This is a genomic window from Homoserinimonas flava (genome assembly GCF_054969005.1).
This window is the reverse complement of the sequence record NZ_JBUEQS010000002.1, coordinates 200798-219465: the sequence shown is the minus strand read 5'-3', so window position 1 is coordinate 219465 and position 18668 is coordinate 200798. Positions and strand designations below refer to the sequence as shown.

15 protein-coding genes are annotated in these 18668 nt (G+C 68.9%); 11 read left to right on the top strand and 4 right to left on the bottom strand.

Translation table 11 applies throughout. The features are described 5' to 3' along the window. Nucleotides 1–139 precede the first annotated feature (139 nt). From ACY48M_RS06530 to ACY48M_RS06515, 4 genes are read left to right on the top strand one after another with little or no spacing between them, the layout of a single operon-like run. A complete protein-coding gene (locus ACY48M_RS06530; RefSeq protein WP_462819880.1) occupies nt 140–928 on the top strand; it encodes a DeoR/GlpR family DNA-binding transcription regulator in 789 nt (262 codons plus the stop codon). Further along, a complete protein-coding gene (locus ACY48M_RS06525) occupies nt 925–1959 on the top strand; it encodes a 1-phosphofructokinase family hexose kinase (RefSeq protein WP_462819466.1) in 1035 nt (344 codons plus the stop codon). Before ACY48M_RS06530 ends, ACY48M_RS06525 begins: the two co-directional genes overlap by 4 nt. 2 nt (nt 1960–1961) lie before the next feature. After that, on the top strand, nt 1962–3992 hold the full coding sequence (locus ACY48M_RS06520; protein WP_462819465.1) for a PTS fructose transporter subunit IIABC: 2031 nt from the start codon (nt 1962–1964) through the stop codon (nt 3990–3992). Between the two features lie 32 nt (nt 3993–4024). Beyond that, nucleotides 4025–4294: an HPr family phosphocarrier protein gene (locus ACY48M_RS06515; RefSeq protein ID WP_462819464.1), complete on the top strand. Its 270-nt coding sequence runs from the start codon at nt 4025–4027 to the stop codon at nt 4292–4294. Nucleotides 4295–4335: 41 nt separating this feature from the next. On the opposite strand, the gene rsmI is transcribed toward ACY48M_RS06515, so the two are convergent. Continuing rightward, complete coding sequence (rsmI, locus tag ACY48M_RS06510; RefSeq protein WP_462819463.1) at nt 4336–5151, bottom strand: 16S rRNA (cytidine(1402)-2'-O)-methyltransferase; 816 nt, start codon at nt 5149–5151, stop codon at nt 4336–4338. An 80-nt stretch (nt 5152–5231) separates the two neighbouring features. Here rsmI and ACY48M_RS06505 point away from each other — a divergent pair, with 80 nt between their 5' ends. Continuing rightward, nucleotides 5232–6749, top strand: coding sequence for a dolichyl-phosphate-mannose--protein mannosyltransferase (locus tag ACY48M_RS06505; protein WP_462819462.1), 1518 nt, complete (start codon nt 5232–5234; stop codon nt 6747–6749). A 160-nt stretch (nt 6750–6909) separates the two neighbouring features. On the opposite strand, the gene ACY48M_RS06500 is transcribed toward ACY48M_RS06505, so the two are convergent. Next, nucleotides 6910–7422 (bottom strand): hypothetical protein, encoded by a 513-nt coding sequence (locus ACY48M_RS06500; RefSeq protein ID WP_462819461.1) that lies wholly within the window; start codon nt 7420–7422, stop codon nt 6910–6912. Between the two features lie 1062 nt (nt 7423–8484). Between ACY48M_RS06500 and ACY48M_RS06495 the strand changes: the two genes are divergently transcribed. From ACY48M_RS06495 to ACY48M_RS06475, 5 genes are all read left to right on the top strand, one after another. Then, nucleotides 8485–9798, top strand: a complete 1314-nt coding sequence (locus ACY48M_RS06495; RefSeq protein WP_462819460.1) for an O-acetylhomoserine aminocarboxypropyltransferase/cysteine synthase family protein — start codon at nt 8485–8487, stop codon at nt 9796–9798. After that, nucleotides 9795–10367, top strand: a complete 573-nt coding sequence (locus ACY48M_RS06490) for a CoA-binding protein (RefSeq protein ID WP_462819459.1) — start codon at nt 9795–9797, stop codon at nt 10365–10367. Before ACY48M_RS06495 ends, ACY48M_RS06490 begins: the two co-directional genes overlap by 4 nt. A 42-nt stretch (nt 10368–10409) precedes the next feature. Next, complete coding sequence (locus ACY48M_RS06485; RefSeq protein WP_462819458.1) at nt 10410–11069, top strand: MBL fold metallo-hydrolase; 660 nt, start codon at nt 10410–10412, stop codon at nt 11067–11069. 174 nt (nt 11070–11243) lie between these two features. Then, on the top strand, nt 11244–13571 hold the full coding sequence (locus ACY48M_RS06480; protein WP_462819457.1) for a glycosyltransferase family 2 protein: 2328 nt from the start codon (nt 11244–11246) through the stop codon (nt 13569–13571). After that, nucleotides 13568–15154 (top strand): chitinase, encoded by a 1587-nt coding sequence (locus ACY48M_RS06475; RefSeq protein WP_462819456.1) that lies wholly within the window; start codon nt 13568–13570, stop codon nt 15152–15154. The genes ACY48M_RS06480 and ACY48M_RS06475 overlap by 4 nt, the downstream gene beginning before the upstream one ends. On the opposite strand, the gene ACY48M_RS06470 is transcribed toward ACY48M_RS06475, so the two are convergent. After that, nucleotides 15155–17110, bottom strand: a complete 1956-nt coding sequence (locus ACY48M_RS06470; protein WP_462819455.1) for a thioredoxin domain-containing protein — start codon at nt 17108–17110, stop codon at nt 15155–15157. Nucleotides 17111–17199: 89 nt separating this feature from the next. On the opposite strand from ACY48M_RS06470, the gene ACY48M_RS06465 reads away from it, so the two are divergent. After that, the gene (locus tag ACY48M_RS06465; protein WP_462819454.1) at nt 17200–17847 is read left to right on the top strand and encodes a pyridoxal 5'-phosphate synthase; all 648 of its coding nucleotides are present in this window, start codon (nt 17200–17202) and stop codon (nt 17845–17847) included. On the opposite strand, the gene ACY48M_RS06460 is transcribed toward ACY48M_RS06465, so the two are convergent. Then, a complete protein-coding gene (locus ACY48M_RS06460) occupies nt 17837–18625 on the bottom strand; it encodes a sulfite exporter TauE/SafE family protein (protein WP_462819453.1) in 789 nt (262 codons plus the stop codon). The genes ACY48M_RS06465 and ACY48M_RS06460 overlap by 11 nt on opposite strands. Between the last annotated feature and the right edge of the window lie 43 nt (nt 18626–18668).

The following is an 18668-nucleotide window of genomic DNA, read 5'->3' as shown; positions in this document are numbered from 1 at the left end:
GGTGCGGTACTGCCGCCGGGCCGTCGACCGAGCGGATGTGAGATGTTGTGGTTTTTTCTGTGAATGTGTTGCTATCTCGTGAATTCCCAATTACTGTCACATGAACGCAGGCATCCAGCACCCCCACCTTGGAGACCGCATGTACGCCGAAGAACGACAGCAGCACATCGAAGCGCTGCTCGCCGAAACTGGCCGAGTCGCCGTCGTCGACCTCGCCAGTCGCTTCGACGTCTCTAGCGAAACCGTGCGCCGCGACCTCGACCAACTCGAGACCCTCGGTGTGCTCCGCCGAGTGCACGGTGGCGCCGTCGCCGCCAACCGCATCAGCCGGGCCGAAGAAAGCGTCGCCCAGCGCCGCGACCGCAACGCGAGCGCCAAAGACCGCATCGCCGCCGCCGCCATGCGACTCATCCCCACGAACTTCACCGGCGCCATCGCAATCGACTCCGGCACCACAACCGGCAAGCTCGCCGAACACCTCGCACGCTGGCAACCAGAGCGCGAGACGCAGACCTGCGTCGTGATCACAAACTCCATCCACATCGCCGCGATCGTCGCAGACAACCCCCACCTCGAGATCCACATGGTCGGCGGTCGACTCCGCGGCATCACGGGCGCCGCGGTTGGCGCCGCCACCCTCACCGAACTCACCACACTGCGCCCCGACATCGCCTTCATCGGCGCCAACGGCGTGCACGACGAATTCGGCCTCAGCACCCCGGATGCCGACGAGGCCGCCGTCAAGACCATGCTCACGCGCGGCGCCCGACGTGCCGTCGCCCTCGTCGACGAAACAAAGCTCGGCGTCGAGACGCTCGTGAGCTTCGCCCGACTCGACGACCTCGACACGATCGTCACCGACACTGGGCCGGATGCTGCGCTCGCAACAGCGCTCGACGCCGCCGGCGTCGAGGTGGTCGTCGCATGATCGTCACCGTCACCGCCAACCCCAGCCTCGACCGCACCGTCGAGCTCGGCGCCCCCCTCGCCCGCGGCAAGGTGCAGCGTGCCACCGGCACCGCCGTGCAGCCGGGCGGCAAAGGGGTGAACGTGTCACGCGCACTCATCGCGTCGGGGCTCGACACCGTCGCCGTGCTGCCGGGCGATGCATCCGACCCCATGCTGGTGGCGCTCCGCGCGGAACGCATCCCCACCGCGGGCCTGCCCATCGAGGGCCGCGTGCGCTCGAACATCACCCTCACGGAGCCCGACGGCACCACAACGAAAATCAACGAGCCTGGGCCAACACTCACGGGCGACGACATGGATGCCCTCATCGGCATCGTCGTGGCGCACGCGCGCAACGCCGACTGGCTCGTGCTCGCCGGCTCGCTGCCACCTGGGCTGCCCACCGACTTCTATGCGAGTGTCGTGCGCGCCGTGCGCGACTCCGGGTCTGAAGCCCGGATCGCGGTCGACTCGTCCGGCCCGCCCATGCTCGCGCTCATCGACTCCGGCGTTGGCGTTGACCTCGTCAAGCCCAACGCCGAAGAACTCGCCGAACTCACGGGCCACCCCGCGGGGACCGGGCTCGAAGACGATCTCGACGCCGCCGCATCCGCCGCCGCATCGCTCGTCGGTCGCGGCTGCCGCTCCGTGCTCGCGACCCTCGGCGGCCGCGGCGCGCTGCTCGTGTCCGCCGAGGCCGCCTGGCACGCCACCATGCCGCCCATCACGGTGCGAAGCACGGTCGGCGCGGGGGATGCCTCGCTCGCCGGCTATCTGCTCGCCGAGCAGCAGGGCGCCACCGCAACCGGTCGCCTCGCACAGTCCGTGGCCCACGGTGCCGCCGCCGCAAGCCTCGCCGGCAGCGGGATGCCCGCAGCGCACGACACCGAACCCGGCACCGCCATCATCACCGAACTCACCGCACCATCGACCACCACATCACCAGCTCATTCACCATCACCAACTCAGGCAGCAACACCAATTCAGCCAACAACAGGAGACCAGGAGTAGCAATGTCGTCACTCATCACCCCCCAACTCGTCGTGCTCGACCGCGACCTCGGCACCGACCGTGCCGCCGTGATCCGCACCCTCACCGACCTCGTCGCATCGAACGGACGGGCCACGGATGCCGCGTCCCTCTTCGATGACGCATGGGCGCGCGAACAAAAAACCGACACGGGCGTGCCGGGTGGCATCGCCATCCCCCACTGCCGTTCCGCGGCCGTCACGGAGCCGACCCTCGTCATGGCGCGCCCGAACCCGGCCGTCGACTTCGGCGCATCCGACGGGCCGGCCGACCTCATCTTTCTCATCGCCGCGCCCGATGGTGCCGACCAGGCGCACCTCGCCCTCCTCTCGAAGCTCGCCCGCTCGCTCGTCGTGCCCGAGTTTGTCGCCTCGCTGCGCTCCGCCACCACGGCAGAAGAGATCGTGACCATCGTCGAGGGTGCCGTCGCGGAGACGCCCGCCGCCACCGCCGCGGCTGCCGGCGCGACCGCTGGCGCCGCAGCATCCGCCACCGACTCCAGCGCGAATGCGCCCGCCGATGCCGCCCAGCGCACCCTCATCGCGGTCACGGCATGCCCCACCGGCATCGCCCACACCTACATGGCAGCCGATTCGCTCACGGCTGCCGCGAAGCGCGCCGGCGTGACCCTCCACGTCGAAACGCAGGGCTCCTCTGGCGCGAAGCCGCTCGACCCAGCACTCATCGCCGCAGCCGACGCCGTCATCTTCGCGGTCGACGTCGATGTGCGCGACAAGGGGCGATTCGCCGGCAAGCCCGTCGTGCAGTCGCCCGTCAAGCGCGGCATCGACCAGCCTGACGCCATGATCGCTGAGGCGCTCAGCGCAGCAAACGACCCGAAGGCGGCCCGCGTCTCGGGCGGCGGCGCCGACGCGAGCGAGAGCACCGACACGCGCAACGAGCACTTCGGCCAGACCCTCAAACGCGCACTGCTCACCGGTGTGAGCTACATGATCCCGTTCGTCGCGGGCGGCGGGCTCCTCATCGCCCTCGGCTTCTTGCTCGGCGGCTACGACATCACCGACAACGCGGGCGACATCATCCTGCAGAACAGCCTCTGGGATCTGCCGGAGGGTGGCGTGCTCGCCTATCTCGGCGCCGCAGCGTTCAGCATCGGCGCCGCCTCCATGAACTTCCTCGTACCCGCCCTCGCCGGCTACATCGCCTACGCGATCGCCGACCGACCCGGCATCGCACCTGGGTTCACAGCCGGTGCCGTCGCCGTCATCATGGGCGCAGGCTTCCTCGGCGGAATCGTCGGTGGTCTGCTCGCAGGTGCCGCCGCCTATGCGCTCGGACGGCTCGACCCGCCGGCCTGGCTGCGCGGACTCATGCCCGTCGTCATCATCCCGCTGCTCGCCTCCATCGTCGCCTCCGGCCTCATGGTCATCCTGCTCGGCGGGCCCATCGCGGCCCTCACCGTGTCGCTCAATGACTTCCTCAGCGGCCTCACCGGGGCATCCGCCATCGTGCTCGGGCTCATCCTCGGTGCCATGATGGGCTTCGACCTGGGCGGGCCCGTCAACAAGGTGGCCTACTCGTTCGCCGTCGCGGGCCTCGGCGCCGGCAGCATCGACAACCAGGCACCGTGGATGATCATGGCCGCCGTCATGGCCAGTGGCATGGTCGCACCGCTCGCCATGGCGTTCGCGTCGACCGTGCTCGCGCGCAGCCGCTTCTCAGCGGTCGAACGGGAGAACGGCAAAGCGGCCTGGCTGCTCGGAGCCTCGTTTATCTCGGAGGGCGCCATCCCGTTCGCCGCCGCCGACCCGCTCCGCGTCATTCCGGCGAGCGCCATCGGCAGTGCCGTCACGGGGGCGATCATCCTCGCCGCCGGCGTCACCTCGCAGGCCCCGCACGGCGGCATCTTCGTCTTCTTCGCGATCAACAACTTCGCGATGTTCGTCGCCGCCATCCTCGCCGGCGTCGTCGTCACGGCGCTGCTCGTCGTCGCCCTCAAGCGCTGGGTCGTGCGCACCCCATCGGCACCCGCGCGCGACACCGTCGCCGCCTAACCACACTCGTCACCACTCGAAGGAGCACCACCATGCCAGAACGCACCGCCACCATTGCGAGCAGCGTCGGGCTTCACGCGCGGCCGGCAACCCTCTTCGTCAACGCGGTCGCCAAAACCGGCGTGCCCGTCACCATCCGTAAGGGTGACGGGGCGGCCGGCAACGCCGCGAGCATCCTCACCGTCATGGCGCTCGGCGCCGCCCACGGTGAGACCGTGACGCTTTCAGCCGACGGCGACGGCGCCGATGCCGCCCTCGAGACGCTCGTGCAACTGCTCGAAACCGACCTCGACGCCGAGTAGGCGTCAGCGCTGGGCAAGCGGTCTCAACTTCGCAGGCTCAGTCAGCGCTGGGCAAGCGCGCCCTCATACAGGTCGCGCTTGCTCAGCCCGGTCGCCTCAGCGACCTCTGCCGCAGCATCCTTCAGTCGCCCACCAGCGGCGACGAGGGCAAGCACCTGCGCGACGCCGTCATCGATCGAGGCGGCGACCGGCTCGGCACCAGCGATCACCACCACCATCTCGCCCTTCACCCCGCCGGCCGCCCACTCGGCAAGCTCAGCGGCCGTGCCGCGCTTGACCTCCTCGAACAGCTTTGTCAGCTCGCGGGCGACCACAACGCGGCGATCCGCACCCAAAACGGATGCGACATCCCGCAACGATTCGGCGATGCGGTTCGGTGACTCAAAGAACACCATGGTGCGGGGTTCGCGCGCCAGGCCGCTGAGCGTTTTGCGGCGGTCGCCGCCCTTGCGCGGCAAAAACCCTTCGAAGCAGAACCGGTCGGTGGGCAGGCCGGAGACGGCGAGCGCCGTGAGCACCGCCGAAGGGCCGGGCAGAGCGGTGACGGTGACGCCCGCGACGGTCGCTGCGGCGACGAGCGCAAAGCCGGGGTCGCTGATGGCGGGCATGCCGGCGTCGGAGAGCACAAGCACATCCGTCTCACGCGCCAGCTCAACCAGCTCGGCCGCCTTTGCGACCTCGTTGTGCTCGTGCAGCGGGATGAGCCGCGGTCGGTTGTCGATGCCGAGTGCGCGAAGCAGATGCACGGTCGTGCGGGTGTCCTCCGCCGCGATGACCTCAGCGGTGGCGAGCGCGTCGCGAAGCCGCTGTGAGGCGTCGCCCAGGTTGCCGATGGGCGTCGCCGCGAGGATGATCATGCGACCATCCTCGCAGCCTCGAGGTTTCGATACAGCCCCGGCGGGCGTACTCAACCGGCGTCGCTCGTTAGCATTGCGGAGTGACCACCCACCTCGCGCGCCTGCCAGAATGGGTGTGGCTTCTCGGCGTCACCGTGCTCGCCGCCGGGCTGCGGCTGTGGAACCTCGGCTCTCCCCGCACCCTCATCTTCGACGAGACCTACTACGTCAAAGATGCCTGGACCCTCCTCAACCTCGGCTACGAGGGCAGTTGGCCTGAGGGGGCCGATGAGGGCTTCATCGAGGGAGACGTCGACACCTATCTCGACGAGCCGTCGTTTGTCGTGCATCCGCCGCTCGGCAAATGGATCATCGCGCTCGGCCTCCACGTGTTCGGCGCTGAAAACCCTGTTGGGTGGCGCATTTCGATGGCCATCGTCGGCATCCTCACCGTCGTGCTGTTGTGGTTCGTGGCGCGCATTCTGTTCCGCTCGCCCCTGCTCGCGACGATCGCCGCCGGGCTGCTCGCGATCGACGGGCAGGCGATCGTGCTCTCGCGGGTGGCACTCCTCGACACGGCCCTCATGTTTTTTGCGCTGCTCGGGTTCCTCTTCGTGCTGCTCGATCGGCGGCAATCGGCCGGACGGCTGCGGCGGTGGCTCGACGCGCGCCGAGCATCCGGTCGCGACATCGACTGGGGCCCGGCGCTGTGGGCACGGCCGTGGCTCGTGGCGGCGGGCTTCGCGTTCGGTCTCGCGACAGCCGTGAAATGGAGCGGCCTCTACTTTCTCGCCATCTTCGCCGTCTACACGCTCGTCGTCGACGCCCTCGCCCGGCGCCGGGCCGGCATCCCGTTCTGGTTCTCCGGCACCGCCTTCAAACAGGCCCCCGTGAGTTTCGTGCTCACCGTGCCCATCGCCGCCGTGACCTACGTCACCAGCTGGGCGGGCTGGTTCGCAAGCGACGGCGGCTACTACCGGCGCTGGGCCGAAACGGGCGACAACGCCTGGCAGGGGGCGTTCTCGTGGGTGCCGCTCGACTGGCAGAGCTGGTGGCACTACCAGGTGAGCGCCTACAACTTTCATGTCGGCCTCAACTCGGAGCACAACTGGGCATCACCCGCCTGGCAGTGGCTCCCCCTCATCCGACCCACCGCGCTGTACCGCCTCTACTCCGACGAAGGCGACAATGGATGCACGGCAGAACGCTGCGAACAATTCATCACCACACTGCCGAACCCTCTCCTCTGGTACCTCGGGGTCGCCGCGCTCGGGTTGCTCGTCTGGCGACTGCTGCGGCATCCGCGGTCGTGGCGTGCCGGGCTCATCCTCACCGGGGTCGCCGCAGGGTACCTGCCGTGGCTGCTCTACCCGCAGCGCACCATGTTCCAGTTCTATACGATCGCGTTCGAGCCGTACCTCATCCTCGCGCTCACCTTCGCGATCGGGATGGTGCTCGGGCAACGCGACGAATGGCGGCGGGCCAACGGCATCCGGATCGTCATCGTCGTGCTGGTGCTCATCGTGGTCGTGAGCGCCTACTTCTACCCCGTGTGGACGGGGATGCTCGCGCCCGAAGTGTTCATTCGCAGCCACTACTGGTTGCCGGGGTGGCGGTAGGGGCCTGCCCGTGGGTGCCGCGTCCCGTGACACGGGGATGACGGGTTTTCGGCAGGATGACACTGCCGCGGCGACCTCATCCCGCCGAAAACCCCTCATCCGCGGAACGTCACGCGCTGACGCTGGCGTCCCGCGCGACATCCGCCCGTAATGAGCCCGGTCAGCCGCCGTAGAAGGCTCGCACCTCACCGAGCTTCGTCACCACAGAGACGAGCACCGGGATGAGGAAGTATGCCGCCACCACGACGGTGAGAGCCGAGATGTGCACCCACAGTGGTCGGTATGAGAGAGGGTTCGACGCCCAAAGATGCTTCCCCCTGCGCGCGAGGTACACGGCAGGCACCAACCCCAGCCACGGCAGCGCCGTGACCTCGTGACCGTCGGCCCGCAGCATCCGTTCGTCCTCTCGCGCGAGGATGACGGATGCTGCGACCGCAAGCACCGCAGTGAGGTACACGATCCACCACGTGAGCGCACCGGCAACGAAGAGCACCATCACGAAGGCGAACCACAGCAATGGCACCACTGCGAGGAGTGTCACTACGCGATTCCACACATCGGGCCGCGGCGGGACGATGACAACTGTCCGCTCGCTCGGGTGCGGTGCCGGCCCGCGCGACATGATGGGGCTCGTGCGGGCGTATTCGGCCCAGTCTGGATCTTGCTCGTCCACGCGCCCCCCTTGCCCAGGCTCAAACTAGCCGGATGTCGGCCGCGACGCACGTGCCGCTCGCGCTGCGCTCGGGCGCTTCGCCCCACGAATGACGGGTTTTCGGCGGGATGACACTTCCGCGGCGACCTCATCCCGCCGAAAACCCGTCATCCAGGTGGGGGTGGGGCTGCGTGGGGCGGGGGTGCGTGGGGGCGGGGGTGGGGGCTGCGTGGGGGCGGGGGCGGGGGTGCGTGGGGGCGGGGGTGGGGGCTGCGTGGGGGCGGGGGCGGGGGTGCGTGGGGGCGGGGGTGGGGGCTGCGTGGGGGCGGGGGCGGGGGTGCGTGGGGGCGGGGGTGGGGGCTGCGTGGGGGCGGGGGCGGGGGTGCGTGGGGGCGGGGGTGGGGGCTGCGTGGGGGCGGGGGCGGGGGTGCGTGGGGGCGGGGGTGGGGGCTGCGTGGGGGCGGGGGCGGGGGTGCGTGGGGGCGGGGGTGGGGGCTGCGTGGGGGCGGGGGCGGGGGTGCGTGGGGGCGGGGGTGGGGGCTGCGTGGGGGCGGGGGCGGGGGTGCGTGGGGGCGGGGGTGGGGGCTGCGTGGGGGCGGGGGCGGGGGTGCGTGGGGGCGGGGGTGGGGGCTGCGTGGGGGCGGGGGCGGGGGTGCGTGGGGGCGGGGGTGGGGGCTGCGTGGGGGCGGGGGCGGGGGTGCGTGGGGGCGGGGGTGGGGGCTGCGTGGGGGCGGGGGCGGGGGTGCGTGGGGGCGGGGGTGGGGGCTGCGTGGGGGCGGGGGCGGGGGTGCGTGGGGGCGGGGGTGGGGGCTGCGTGGGGGCGGGGGCGGGGGTGCGTGGGGGCGGGGGTGGGGGCTGCGTGGGGGCGGGGGCGGGGGTGCGTGGGGGCGGGGGTGGGGGCTGCGTGGGGGCGGGGGCGGGGGTGCGTGGGGGCGGGGGTGGGGGCTGCGTGGGGGCGGGGGCGGGGGTGCGTGGGGGCGGGGGTGGGGGCTGCGTGGGGGCGGGGCCGCTCGGGGCCAGCCCGCGCCGCAACCCCGCGTAACGCGGTCGGGTGCGTGTGGCAGGCTCGGATAGCCTTTGTTTATGGCAGATCGCGGCAATGCAGACAGAGACTGGGGCTTCAAGACCCGGGCAATCCACGCAGGCAACATCCCCGACGCGGTGAGCGGCTCACGCGCCCTCCCCGTCTACCAGTCGACGGCGTTCGTCTTCGACAACAGTGCGGATGCCGCGGCTCGCTTTGCCCTGCAAAAGTACGGCAACATCTACAGCCGAGTCTCCAACCCGACGGTCGCCTCGTTCGAGGAGCGCGTCGCCAGCCTCGAGGGTGGCCTCGGGGCTGTCGCGACGGCGAGTGGCCTCGGCGCACAGTTCATCACGTTCGCGTCGCTGGCCGGCGCGGGCGACCATCTCGTCGCATCCGCGAACCTCTACGGCGGGTCGATCACCCAGCTGGATGTCACGCTCCGCCGTTTCGGTGTCGAGACGACGTTCGTGCAGAGCGCGGACCCTGCCGACTATGCGGCGGCCATCACCGACCGCACGAAGGCGATCTTCGCTGAGACGGTCGCGAACCCTTCCGGCGAGATCGCCGACCTTGAGGGCCTCGCCGAGGTGGCGCATGCGCACGACCTTCCCCTCATCATCGACTCGACCGTCGCGACGCCGTACCTGTGCCGCCCCATCGAGTGGGGCGCCGACATCGTCACCCATTCGGCGACGAAGTTCCTCGGCGGGCACGGCACCACCCTCGGCGGCGTCGTCGTCGAGTCAGGGCGCTTCGACTGGTCCGGCCATCGCTTCCCGCACTTCGACGAGCCCGTGCCGCACTATGGCGGACTCAACTGGTACGGCAACTTCGGCGAGTACGCGTTCCTCACCCGGCTTCGGGCCGAGCAACTGCGCGACATCGGGCCCGTGCTCTCCGCGACATCCGCCGCCAACCTCGCACAGGGTGTCGAGACGCTGCCGTACCGCATCCAGGCTCACATCGAGAACGCCCGTGCGGTGGCCGAATGGCTGCGCGCCGACCCGCGCATCGAATACGTGAACTGGGCGGGGCTCGAGGAGCACCCGCACCACGACCGCGCGCAGAAGTATCTCGGCGGCAACCCCGGCTCCGTCTTCGGCTTCGGGGTCAAAGGTGGCCGCGAGGTCGGCCAGGGCTTCATCGAATCGGTCGAACTTGCGAGCCATGTCGCCAACATCGGCGACGCCAAGACGCTTGTCATCCACCCAGCCTCGACGACGCACGCGCAGCTCACCGAACAGCAGCTCATCGACGGTGGCGTCGGTGCCGGGCTGGTGCGCATCAGCGTTGGCATCGAAGATGTCGATGACATCATCTACGACATCGACCAGGCGCTCGACGCCGCGCTGAAGGGAGCGACAGCATGAGCGACACCTCGACCGAGACTGTGCAGTTCGCGAACGGGCTGAGCTGCAGCATCCCCAGCTCGTCGCCGCTCGCGAAGCTCCTCAAGTCGGAGCGCACCTGGGTGGGCCCCTCCGCAAAGGAGCGCCTCAGCATCCTCCGCACTGCGAAGTCGATCGCGATCGTCGGTGCGTCGCCGAATGCGGCGCGCTCAAGCTACTTCGTCGGCACCTACCTGCTGCAATCGAGCAACTACCGCGTGTATTTCGTCAACCCCAACGCGAGCGAGATTCTCGGCCACAAGGCCTACCCCGACCTCGCTTCGCTGCCGGAGGTGCCCGACATTGTCGATGTGTTCCGCAAGGCGAGCGACATCCCGTCGGTTATCGACGATGTGCTCGCGGTCGGCGCAAACACCATCTGGGTGCAGCTCGGCATCTACAACGAGGAGGCGGCCCGCTACGGCGAAGCGCAGGGCCTCACTGTGGTCATGGACCGCTGCCTCAAGGTGGAGCATGCCCGCTTTCACGGCGGACTCCACCTGCTCGGCTTCGACACTGGCGTCATCAGCTCACGCAAGGGCGTCGCGTAGCAACATCCGCTCGCCCGCCCTCGACGAGCGTAGGCTCGGCGCATGACCGTGCTGCATGATCTCGACCGGGTCGTCATCCGCCGCATCGCTGTGTCAGCCATGGACAATGCGGTGTATCTCGTGACGGCGAAGGCGACGGGAGCGCAGGTGCTCATCGATGCGGCGGCCGACGCACCAGCGATCCAGCGGATGCTCGACGCCTCCGCCGCGGACTCCCCCGAGCCCACCCGGCTCACCCTTATCGCGACGACACATCGGCACGCCGATCATCTCGGCGCCCTCACCGAGCTCGCAGGGTGGAGCGGCGCGCACCTTGCGGCCGGGAGCGACGATGCCGGCGCGATCGAGCAGGCCACCGGCGTGACCATCGGGGTGCGGCTCGATGACGGCGACATCGGCAACTTCGACGGCTTCGACCTCACGGCGATCCACCTGCGCGGGCACACGCCGGGGTCGATCGCGCTCGCCTATGACGACCCCGCCGGGCCGACGCACCTGTTCACGGGCGACAGTCTGTTTCCCGGCGGCCTCGGCAACACGGAGCACGACGGGGAACGCTTCGCACAGCTCTATGCCGACATCACCGCGCGGCTCTTTGACGCCTACCCGGACGAAACGTTCGTGCATCCTGGGCACGGTGCTGGCACGACGCTCGGTGCCGAGCGCCCGCACCTTGAGGAGTGGCGCGCGCGCGGCTGGTGACACCGGCGCGGCGCCGGGCGCGCCCCCGCTGCTTCCTGGACGCATCCGATGAAGTTCGGATGAACTCTCGCCTGCGAGGGCAGGCGTTCAGGATGCGTTGGTATATTGCTTTGGTATCGGCCTCCCGACGACACCACCCGAAGGTGTCGGGCCGAAACCTTCAAGGACTCACCCATGTCACCTGCCCGACAGTCAACTGCGCCCGAAATCAGACGACGCCAGTGGGGCGCTGAGCGCCGCACCGAGCCACTTCCCTCAGTTCATCCGAGGCCGAGCGACCGAAAGATCGCGCTCGCGCGGCTCGCAATCGTCGCCACCGTCGTCTTCTGGGCGCTCTACGTCGTGACGACGATCATGCGCGAGTTCCTCAATAACGGCGCCGAGGGCTTTCGCTTCACGATGGAAGCGGTTTCCTACCTGATCGTCGTGTCGTTCCTCACCTTCTCCGCACTCATGTACTTGGTGGCTCGCCAGGGGGCGCTGCAGCGGTTCCGCCAACATGCACGGGTGCCCCGCGCCGAACTCGACCATCATTTTGCTGACCATCACGGGGACATCACCGTGCTCGTCCCCTCCTACGCCGAAGAACCGGCGGTCGTTCGCGCCACCCTCTGGTCGGCCGCGCTGCAGGAATACCCTTCGCTGCGCATTGTGCTCCTGCTCGACGACCCGCCCTTTCCGAGCGACCCCGACACCGCCCTGCGCCTCGAGCAGTCGCGCCAGCTCGCGGCCGAAATTCAGCACGATCTCGTGGAACCGGCCGAACGATTCAAGGATGCTCTCCTCGAATTCGAGCTGCAGGATGGCACCCGCTGCGACCTCGAAGGGGTGCGCACGCTCGCCGATCACTACGCGTGGGCGGCTGAATGGCTGGAGTCTCGCGCCGCCGCCGAAACCATCAATGACCATGTCGATGAGTTCTTCGTCACCCAGGTGCTGCGCGGCCTCGCCGGCGACCTGCAGCTCACGGCAGAAGCACTCCGCCTCGCCGCCGACGAGCGGGCAATCCCCACCGAAGCCCGACTCCTCGAACTCCACCGGCGCCTGGTGTGGACCTTCAGCGCCGAGCTTTCGACCTTCGAACGCAAGCGGTATGCATCCGTCTCTCACGAGGCGAACAAGGCGATGAACCTCAACGCCTACCTCGGACTCATGGGCGGCAACTATCGGCCAGAGCAAACGCCCTACGGCACGGTGCTCCGCCAGGTCGAAGACCGGCGCGCTGGCGACCTCTCCATTCCAGACTCCGAGTACGTGCTCACCCTCGACGCCGACTCGCTCCTGCTTCGCGAATATTGCCTGCGGCTCGTGTACCTGCTGGAGCAGCGCGGCAACGAACGCGTCGCGGTCACACAAACCCCGTACTCGTCGTTCCGCGGAGCTGGCACCCGCATCGAGCGACTCGCTGGCGCCACCACAGACCTGCAGCACATGCTGCATCAGGGCAAGTCGTACTACAACGCAACATTCTGGGTTGGCGCGAACGCGGTCATCCGCAAGGCCGCGCTCGAAGACATCGTCGAAACCGAAACCGTCGGGGGCTTCGTCGTCAAGCGGTATGTGCAAGACCGCACCGTGATCGAAGACACCGAGTCGAGCATCGACCTCGGAACACACGGCTGGTCGCTCGTCAACTACCCCGAACGGCTCAGCTACAGCGCAACGCCCCCCGACTTCGGTTCCCTCGTGGTGCAGCGCCGCCGCTGGGCCAACGGAGGGTTGTTGATCCTTCCGAAGTTCATGCGTCAGATTCGCGAGCGACGCGCTCGCGGCGAACGCGTGAGCACACTCGAGATCATGCTCCGCGTCAACTACATGTCCTCCATCGCATGGGCGAGCCTCGGCCTCATCTTCCTGCTCGCCTACCCCTACGACAGCCGCCTGCTGAGCCCGCTCGTGCTCCTCGCCGCCCTGCCGTACTTCATCGCCATGGGCAGCGACCTGCGCTACAACGGCTACCGCTTCGGCGATATCTTCCGCATCTACGGCTTCAACCTCATCCTCTTGCCGGTCAACCTCGCGGGAGTGCTCAAGTCGGTCGAGCAGGCGATCACCGGACGCAAGCTTGCCTTCGCGCGCACCCCCAAGGTGCGCAACCGCACGGCAGCACCAGCCCTCTACGTGATCGCTCCCATCGTTATCATCGTGTTCTCCGGCCTCACCTTCTGGCGAGACATCTCGGCAGAGAACTGGGGCAACGCCGCCTTCGCCGCATTCAACATGACGCTCGCGGCGCTCGCCACGGTGTCGTACATCGGCGTGCGCAACACGATTGTCGACGTGTGGCTTGGGTTCACCCACCGGCTCTACGTCGACACCAGCGCCCGCCGCACGGCACGCAGCGAAGCCGAGGCCCCCGCTGCCGACACGGTCGACTGGCGGCACGTGCTCTACTACGGCGACCTCAGCGAGCGAGGCCGGCACAGCCGCGATGCACTCGCGTTCGCAGAGCAACCGTCGACGTCGACCGCGTCAATCAGCATCGTTGAGGTGGCACGATGAGCGCTGCGACGGGCGGTCGGCGGCTCTCGAAGCTCCGCGTCATCGTGAGCGTCGTCATCATCGCGCTTGTTGCCGCGGGCGGGGTGTTCGCGGCGCAAACCTGGTACGGGGCGCAAGCCCGCGCCGACGCGGAGCCGTGGTTCGCCGCCTACGTCGACGTGACCGCGACGCCGACGTATGAGTTCGAGAACCCTAGCAGCGACGAAGCCCAGAACGTCATGCTGTCATTCATCGTCGCCGACCCGGACGAGGGCTGCGAGCCCACCTGGGGCGGCGCGTACACCCTCGACGAAGCGGCGTACTCGCTCGATCTCGATCGTCGGATCGCCCGGCTCGAGCAAAACGGTGGCAGCGCCTCGATCTCGTTCGGCGGGCTCAACAACTCCGAACTCGCGACGGCCTGCACCGACACGGATGCGCTCGCCGACGCCTACACCGCCGTCATCGACCGCTACGGGGTCACCAGCATCGACCTCGATATCGAGGGAGACGACCTCGCCGACACCGAAGCGGGCGAACGGCGCGCTGAAGCGATCAGCCAGGTGCAGGCGCAGATCCGCGCCGACGGTGGCGAGCTTGCGGTGTGGCTCACCCTCCCCGCATCGACCTCTGGGCTCACCGAGGAGGGTACGGCCGTCGTGTCGCAGATGCTCGACGCCGGAGTGGATGTCGCCGGAGTCAACATCATGACCATGAACTTCGGTGAGAGCCTCGATGGCGACGAATCGATGGGCGACGCCTCCGTGCGGGCCGCCAACGAAACCCATCGGCAGCTCGGCGTGCTCTACACGCTCGCCGAGATCGAGCTGACGAATGCGACCCTCTGGACGAAGATCGGCATCACACCCATGATCGGCCAGAACGATCATGAGGATGAAGTGTTCGGCCTCGACGATGCCACAACCGTCAACGAGTGGGCCGTCGCCGCTGGCGTCGGCCGCATCTCGATGTGGTCGCTCAACCGCGACGTGACCTGCGGCCCAAACTATGCCGACCTTAAGCGCGTTTCAGACTCGTGCAGCGGCATCGATCAGGGCGACGAAACCTTTGCGGCGATCCTCGGGGCCGACTTCACGGGCGACCCCGACCTCTCGGCCGGCATCGTCACGAGCGAAGAGCCCACCGACCCTGCCGATCTCGTCGATGACCCCGAGACGAGCCCGTATCCGATCTGGTCGAAAGAAGCCTCCTACCTCGCCGAATCCAAAGTGGTGTGGCACGGCAACGTGTATCAGGCGAAATGGTGGACCCGTGGGGAGACGCCAGACGACCCCGTGCTGAACTCGTGGGAGACGCCGTGGACCCTCGTGGGCCCGGTCCTGCCCGGCGAGACACCCTACGTCGCGCCGACCGTCGCACCCGGCACGCTTCCGGCGTGGGATGGCACCGCGATCTATGAGCAGGGCGACCTCGTGGAACTTGATGGCGCGGCATTCGAGGCGAAATGGTGGACGCAGGGTGACAGCCCCGCCGCATCATCCGCCGACCCCGACGGCTCGCCGTGGGTGGCGCTCGACGAAGACGACATGCGGGAACTCGGGCTTGAGGTGGTCACGCAGGCCACCGAAGAGGAACCCGAGTAATCACACCCCATCCAGGGCGGCGGCGTCAGTCACCGGCAGGCGGCACACGAAGTCGCGGCACACATACGCCGTCGTCGCGCCGTCGAGTGCAGTGCGCCCGGCGAACAGGGCAAAGCCGGCATCGCTGAGCTCGGATGCTGCCGCCTCCGTCACCACGGCCACCACTGCCGCGCGGCGCCGGCGCACGGCGGCAAGCAGCTCGGGGTCGCCCCCCTCGCCCGGCGTGACGACGACGACCTGTTCATCCTCGCCGTGCAGACGCGCAACGAGTTCGAGCGTCGCCCCGAACGCGATCGGGTTGGCGAGAGCTGGCGCGATGACGAGGGATGCCGCGGCCTCGGCAGCCTCGCGATACCGGTGTTCGCCCGTGAGCTCGTGGAGGGTAAGCGCGGCGTGCGCGCACGCGCTCATGCCAGAAGGGTATGCGCCCTCGGACGGGTCGACGGTGATCGCGAGGCCGTGCGCGCGGAGGGTCGCGTCGGCACCGCCGGGAACGGCGAATGGGGCGGGGGTTTCGACGGGCTCAACCGGCGAGGTGTGCTCAATCGGCGAGTCCGGCGGGGCCAGCGCCTTCGCCATCGTCGCGTCGAGCAGCGCTCGGCCCGCAACCGCGTAGCGCGGCGTGCCCGTCGTGAGCGCGAGTTGAAGGAGCCCACCGGCGAGCATTCCGTAATCCTCCAGCGTCGCGGGGGCGGCGGACGTGCGGTCGCCGATCGAGGAGCGGATCAGGCGCCGCCCGGTCACGTGCAGCTCGAGGAGATGGTCGGCGGCCCGGCACGCGGCATCCGCCCAGTCGTCGCGGTCGAAGACGAGGGCGGCGTGGGCGAGGGCCCCGATGGCGAGGCCGTTCCAGCCGCTGAGCACCTTCTCGTCGAGGGCCGGCGACGCGAGTTCGGCGCGCCCGGCGGCGTCACGCCGGTAGTAGCCGCCCTCCGAGCGCACACCGTCGATCACGCTCTCGCTGTCTTGTCCCGAAGCGAACCCCCCGCTCGGCAGCTGCATGACCCGGATGAGGAATTCCGCGATGCCGGCCGCGACCGCCGCCGCACTGCCCGCCTCACCCCATTCCTCGAGGGTTCTGACGTCGGCGACGGGGAGCGAGTCATGCGACCGCACCGCGAGGCGCGTGACCGCCTCCAGCAGCTGCGCGTTGTCGTAGAGCATGCGCTCGTAGTGCGGCTCGGACCAGTCGCGCATGGTGGCGTAGCGAAAGAATCCGCCCTCGACCGGGTCGCGCAGGGGCGAGGCCGCCATGCGCGCGATGCTCCGCTCGGCGAGCGCGAGCCCAGCCGAACCCTCCGCGGCGAGCAAAAAGTTGAGCACCGGCGCGACGGGAAACTTGGGGGCCGCCCCGAACCCGCCGAACGCGGCATCCTCATGGCTCGCGAGCGTGTCGACCATGGCGGTGAGCTCGGCAGGCAGCGGAGCGGAAGAGGTCACGTCAGTGGTCGCGGCGGATGTCGCGGCGAGGGCCTCCGCGACGGCCGAAGCATTCTGTTCCACTTCGTCGCGCCGCTCGGTCCAGGCGTCGGTGACGGCGTCGAGAATCTGCCGGAACGACGGATGCCCCTGCACCGGTTGCGGCGGAAAGTACGTGCCAGCGTAAAACGCGCGGCCCTCCGGTGTGACGAACACGGTGAGCGGCCACCCCAGCTGCTGCGTGTACGCGCTCGCGGCGGCGAGGTAGCTGGCGTCGACATCCGGATATTCTTCGCGGTCGACCTTGATGGCGACGAACCGCTCGTTGAGTTCGGCGGCCACCTCGGGGTCGCTGAAGCTTTCGCGCGCCATGACGTGGCACCAGTGGCAGGTGGCGTATCCGATCGACACCATGACGGGCACCCCGCGGCGGCGTGCCTCGGCGAAGGGCGCATCACCCCACGGCCACCAGTCGACCGGGTTGTCGGCGTGACTGCGCAGGTAGGGGCTGACAGCATCCTCGAGTCGTGTAGCCATGCGCTCAACGCTACGCCGCCCTCTCGCGGGCCGGTGCGGCGGGCGTTCAGGTTCGCGGCAGTCTCGGCGGTGCCGCTTACGCTTGGCGCATGAGCATCCCCGAGCCACCGAGCGGCGAGTTTGACCTCGCCCTCCCCGAGTTTGACGCCCCTCCGGCCGACCCCGGGCCGCTCATGCTGGAGTGGTACACCCGGGCCGAACGGCTTGGCATCCCCGACCACCTCGTGGCTGCGCTTGCGACATCGGATGCCACGGGCTCGCCGTCGAACCGCATGGTGCTGTTGAAGCAGGTCGATGCCGGGGGCGTCGTCTTCACGACGACGAGCACGAGTCGCAAGGGCCGCGAGCTTGCGGCCAACCCTCGCGCCGCCATGACCGCGTATTGGAGGGAAACCCAACAGCAGCTGCGCCTTGAGGGCACCATGCGCCGGCTCAGCGAGGCGGAATCCGATGCGCGCTTCGCGCGTCGGCCCATCGCGTCGCAGGCCTCCGCGATCGCCTCGCACCAGGGCGAACCCCTTGACGACCCCGCCGAGCTCGTGGCGCGAGCGGCGGCACTCGCCGCATCAACCGAACCCCTCCCGCGACCGGCGGCCTGGTTTGCCTACCGGCTCGAACCCGACGTCATCGAGTTCTGGCACGGCACGGTGCATCGCCTGCATCGGCGGCTGCGGTACGACCTGCTCGATGGCGACGGTCAGCGCGGTGCATGGCGGCACCACCGTCTCAATCCGTAGCGCCGCGTTTCGCGCGCCGATCGCGGATCGTCTTCAGCGCGAGCTGCACCGCCGTGAAGACGAGCAGCAGACCGAAGAGGATGTTGCCGAGCTGCGGCGGAATCACACCGGCGACAGCTATGCCAACGAAGGCGACGGGGATGGCGACGATGCCGATCGCAACGGCGGCAAGAACATCCGTATTGCGATTGCGGATGTTGTTGATCGTGCCCGTGAGTGAGGTCGGGATCATCATGGCGAGCGAGGTGCCCTTGGCGAGGAGGTCGCCCATGCCGAACAGCACGATGAGCACCGGGACGACGATGACGCCGCCGCCGACCCCGAGCAGGCCAGAGAGGATGCCGGTGAAGAGGCCAACCCCGAGCATCGCGAGGATGGTGGCGGTGGTGTACTCCACCACGCCGCCGCGATCGGACACCGTGAAAAACAGGCTCGCCGCCATGACGAGCTGAAACGCGATGAACGCCCAGCGGAGCCAGCCCTGAGAGATGCGCTCAAGGAGGGAGGTGCCGATGAAGGAGCCGACAATGGCGCCTGCCGCGAGGCATCCGGCGACAATCCAGTCGATGTCACTGTTGAACCCGTAGCCGATGGTGCCGGCGATCGCCGTCGGGAGAATGGCTGTGAGCGAGGTGCCGCTCGCGAGGCGCTGGTCGAACCCGAGCACCATGACGAGCAGGGGCACAATGACGATGCCGCCGCCAACGCCGAAAAGGCCGGAGAAGAACCCGGCGAGCACGCCGACGAGGGCGAGCAGGGCGATACGGCGTGTGGTCATACGGCTTCCAAAGTGCTGTCCCGGCCGCGCAGTGCGCGGCCGG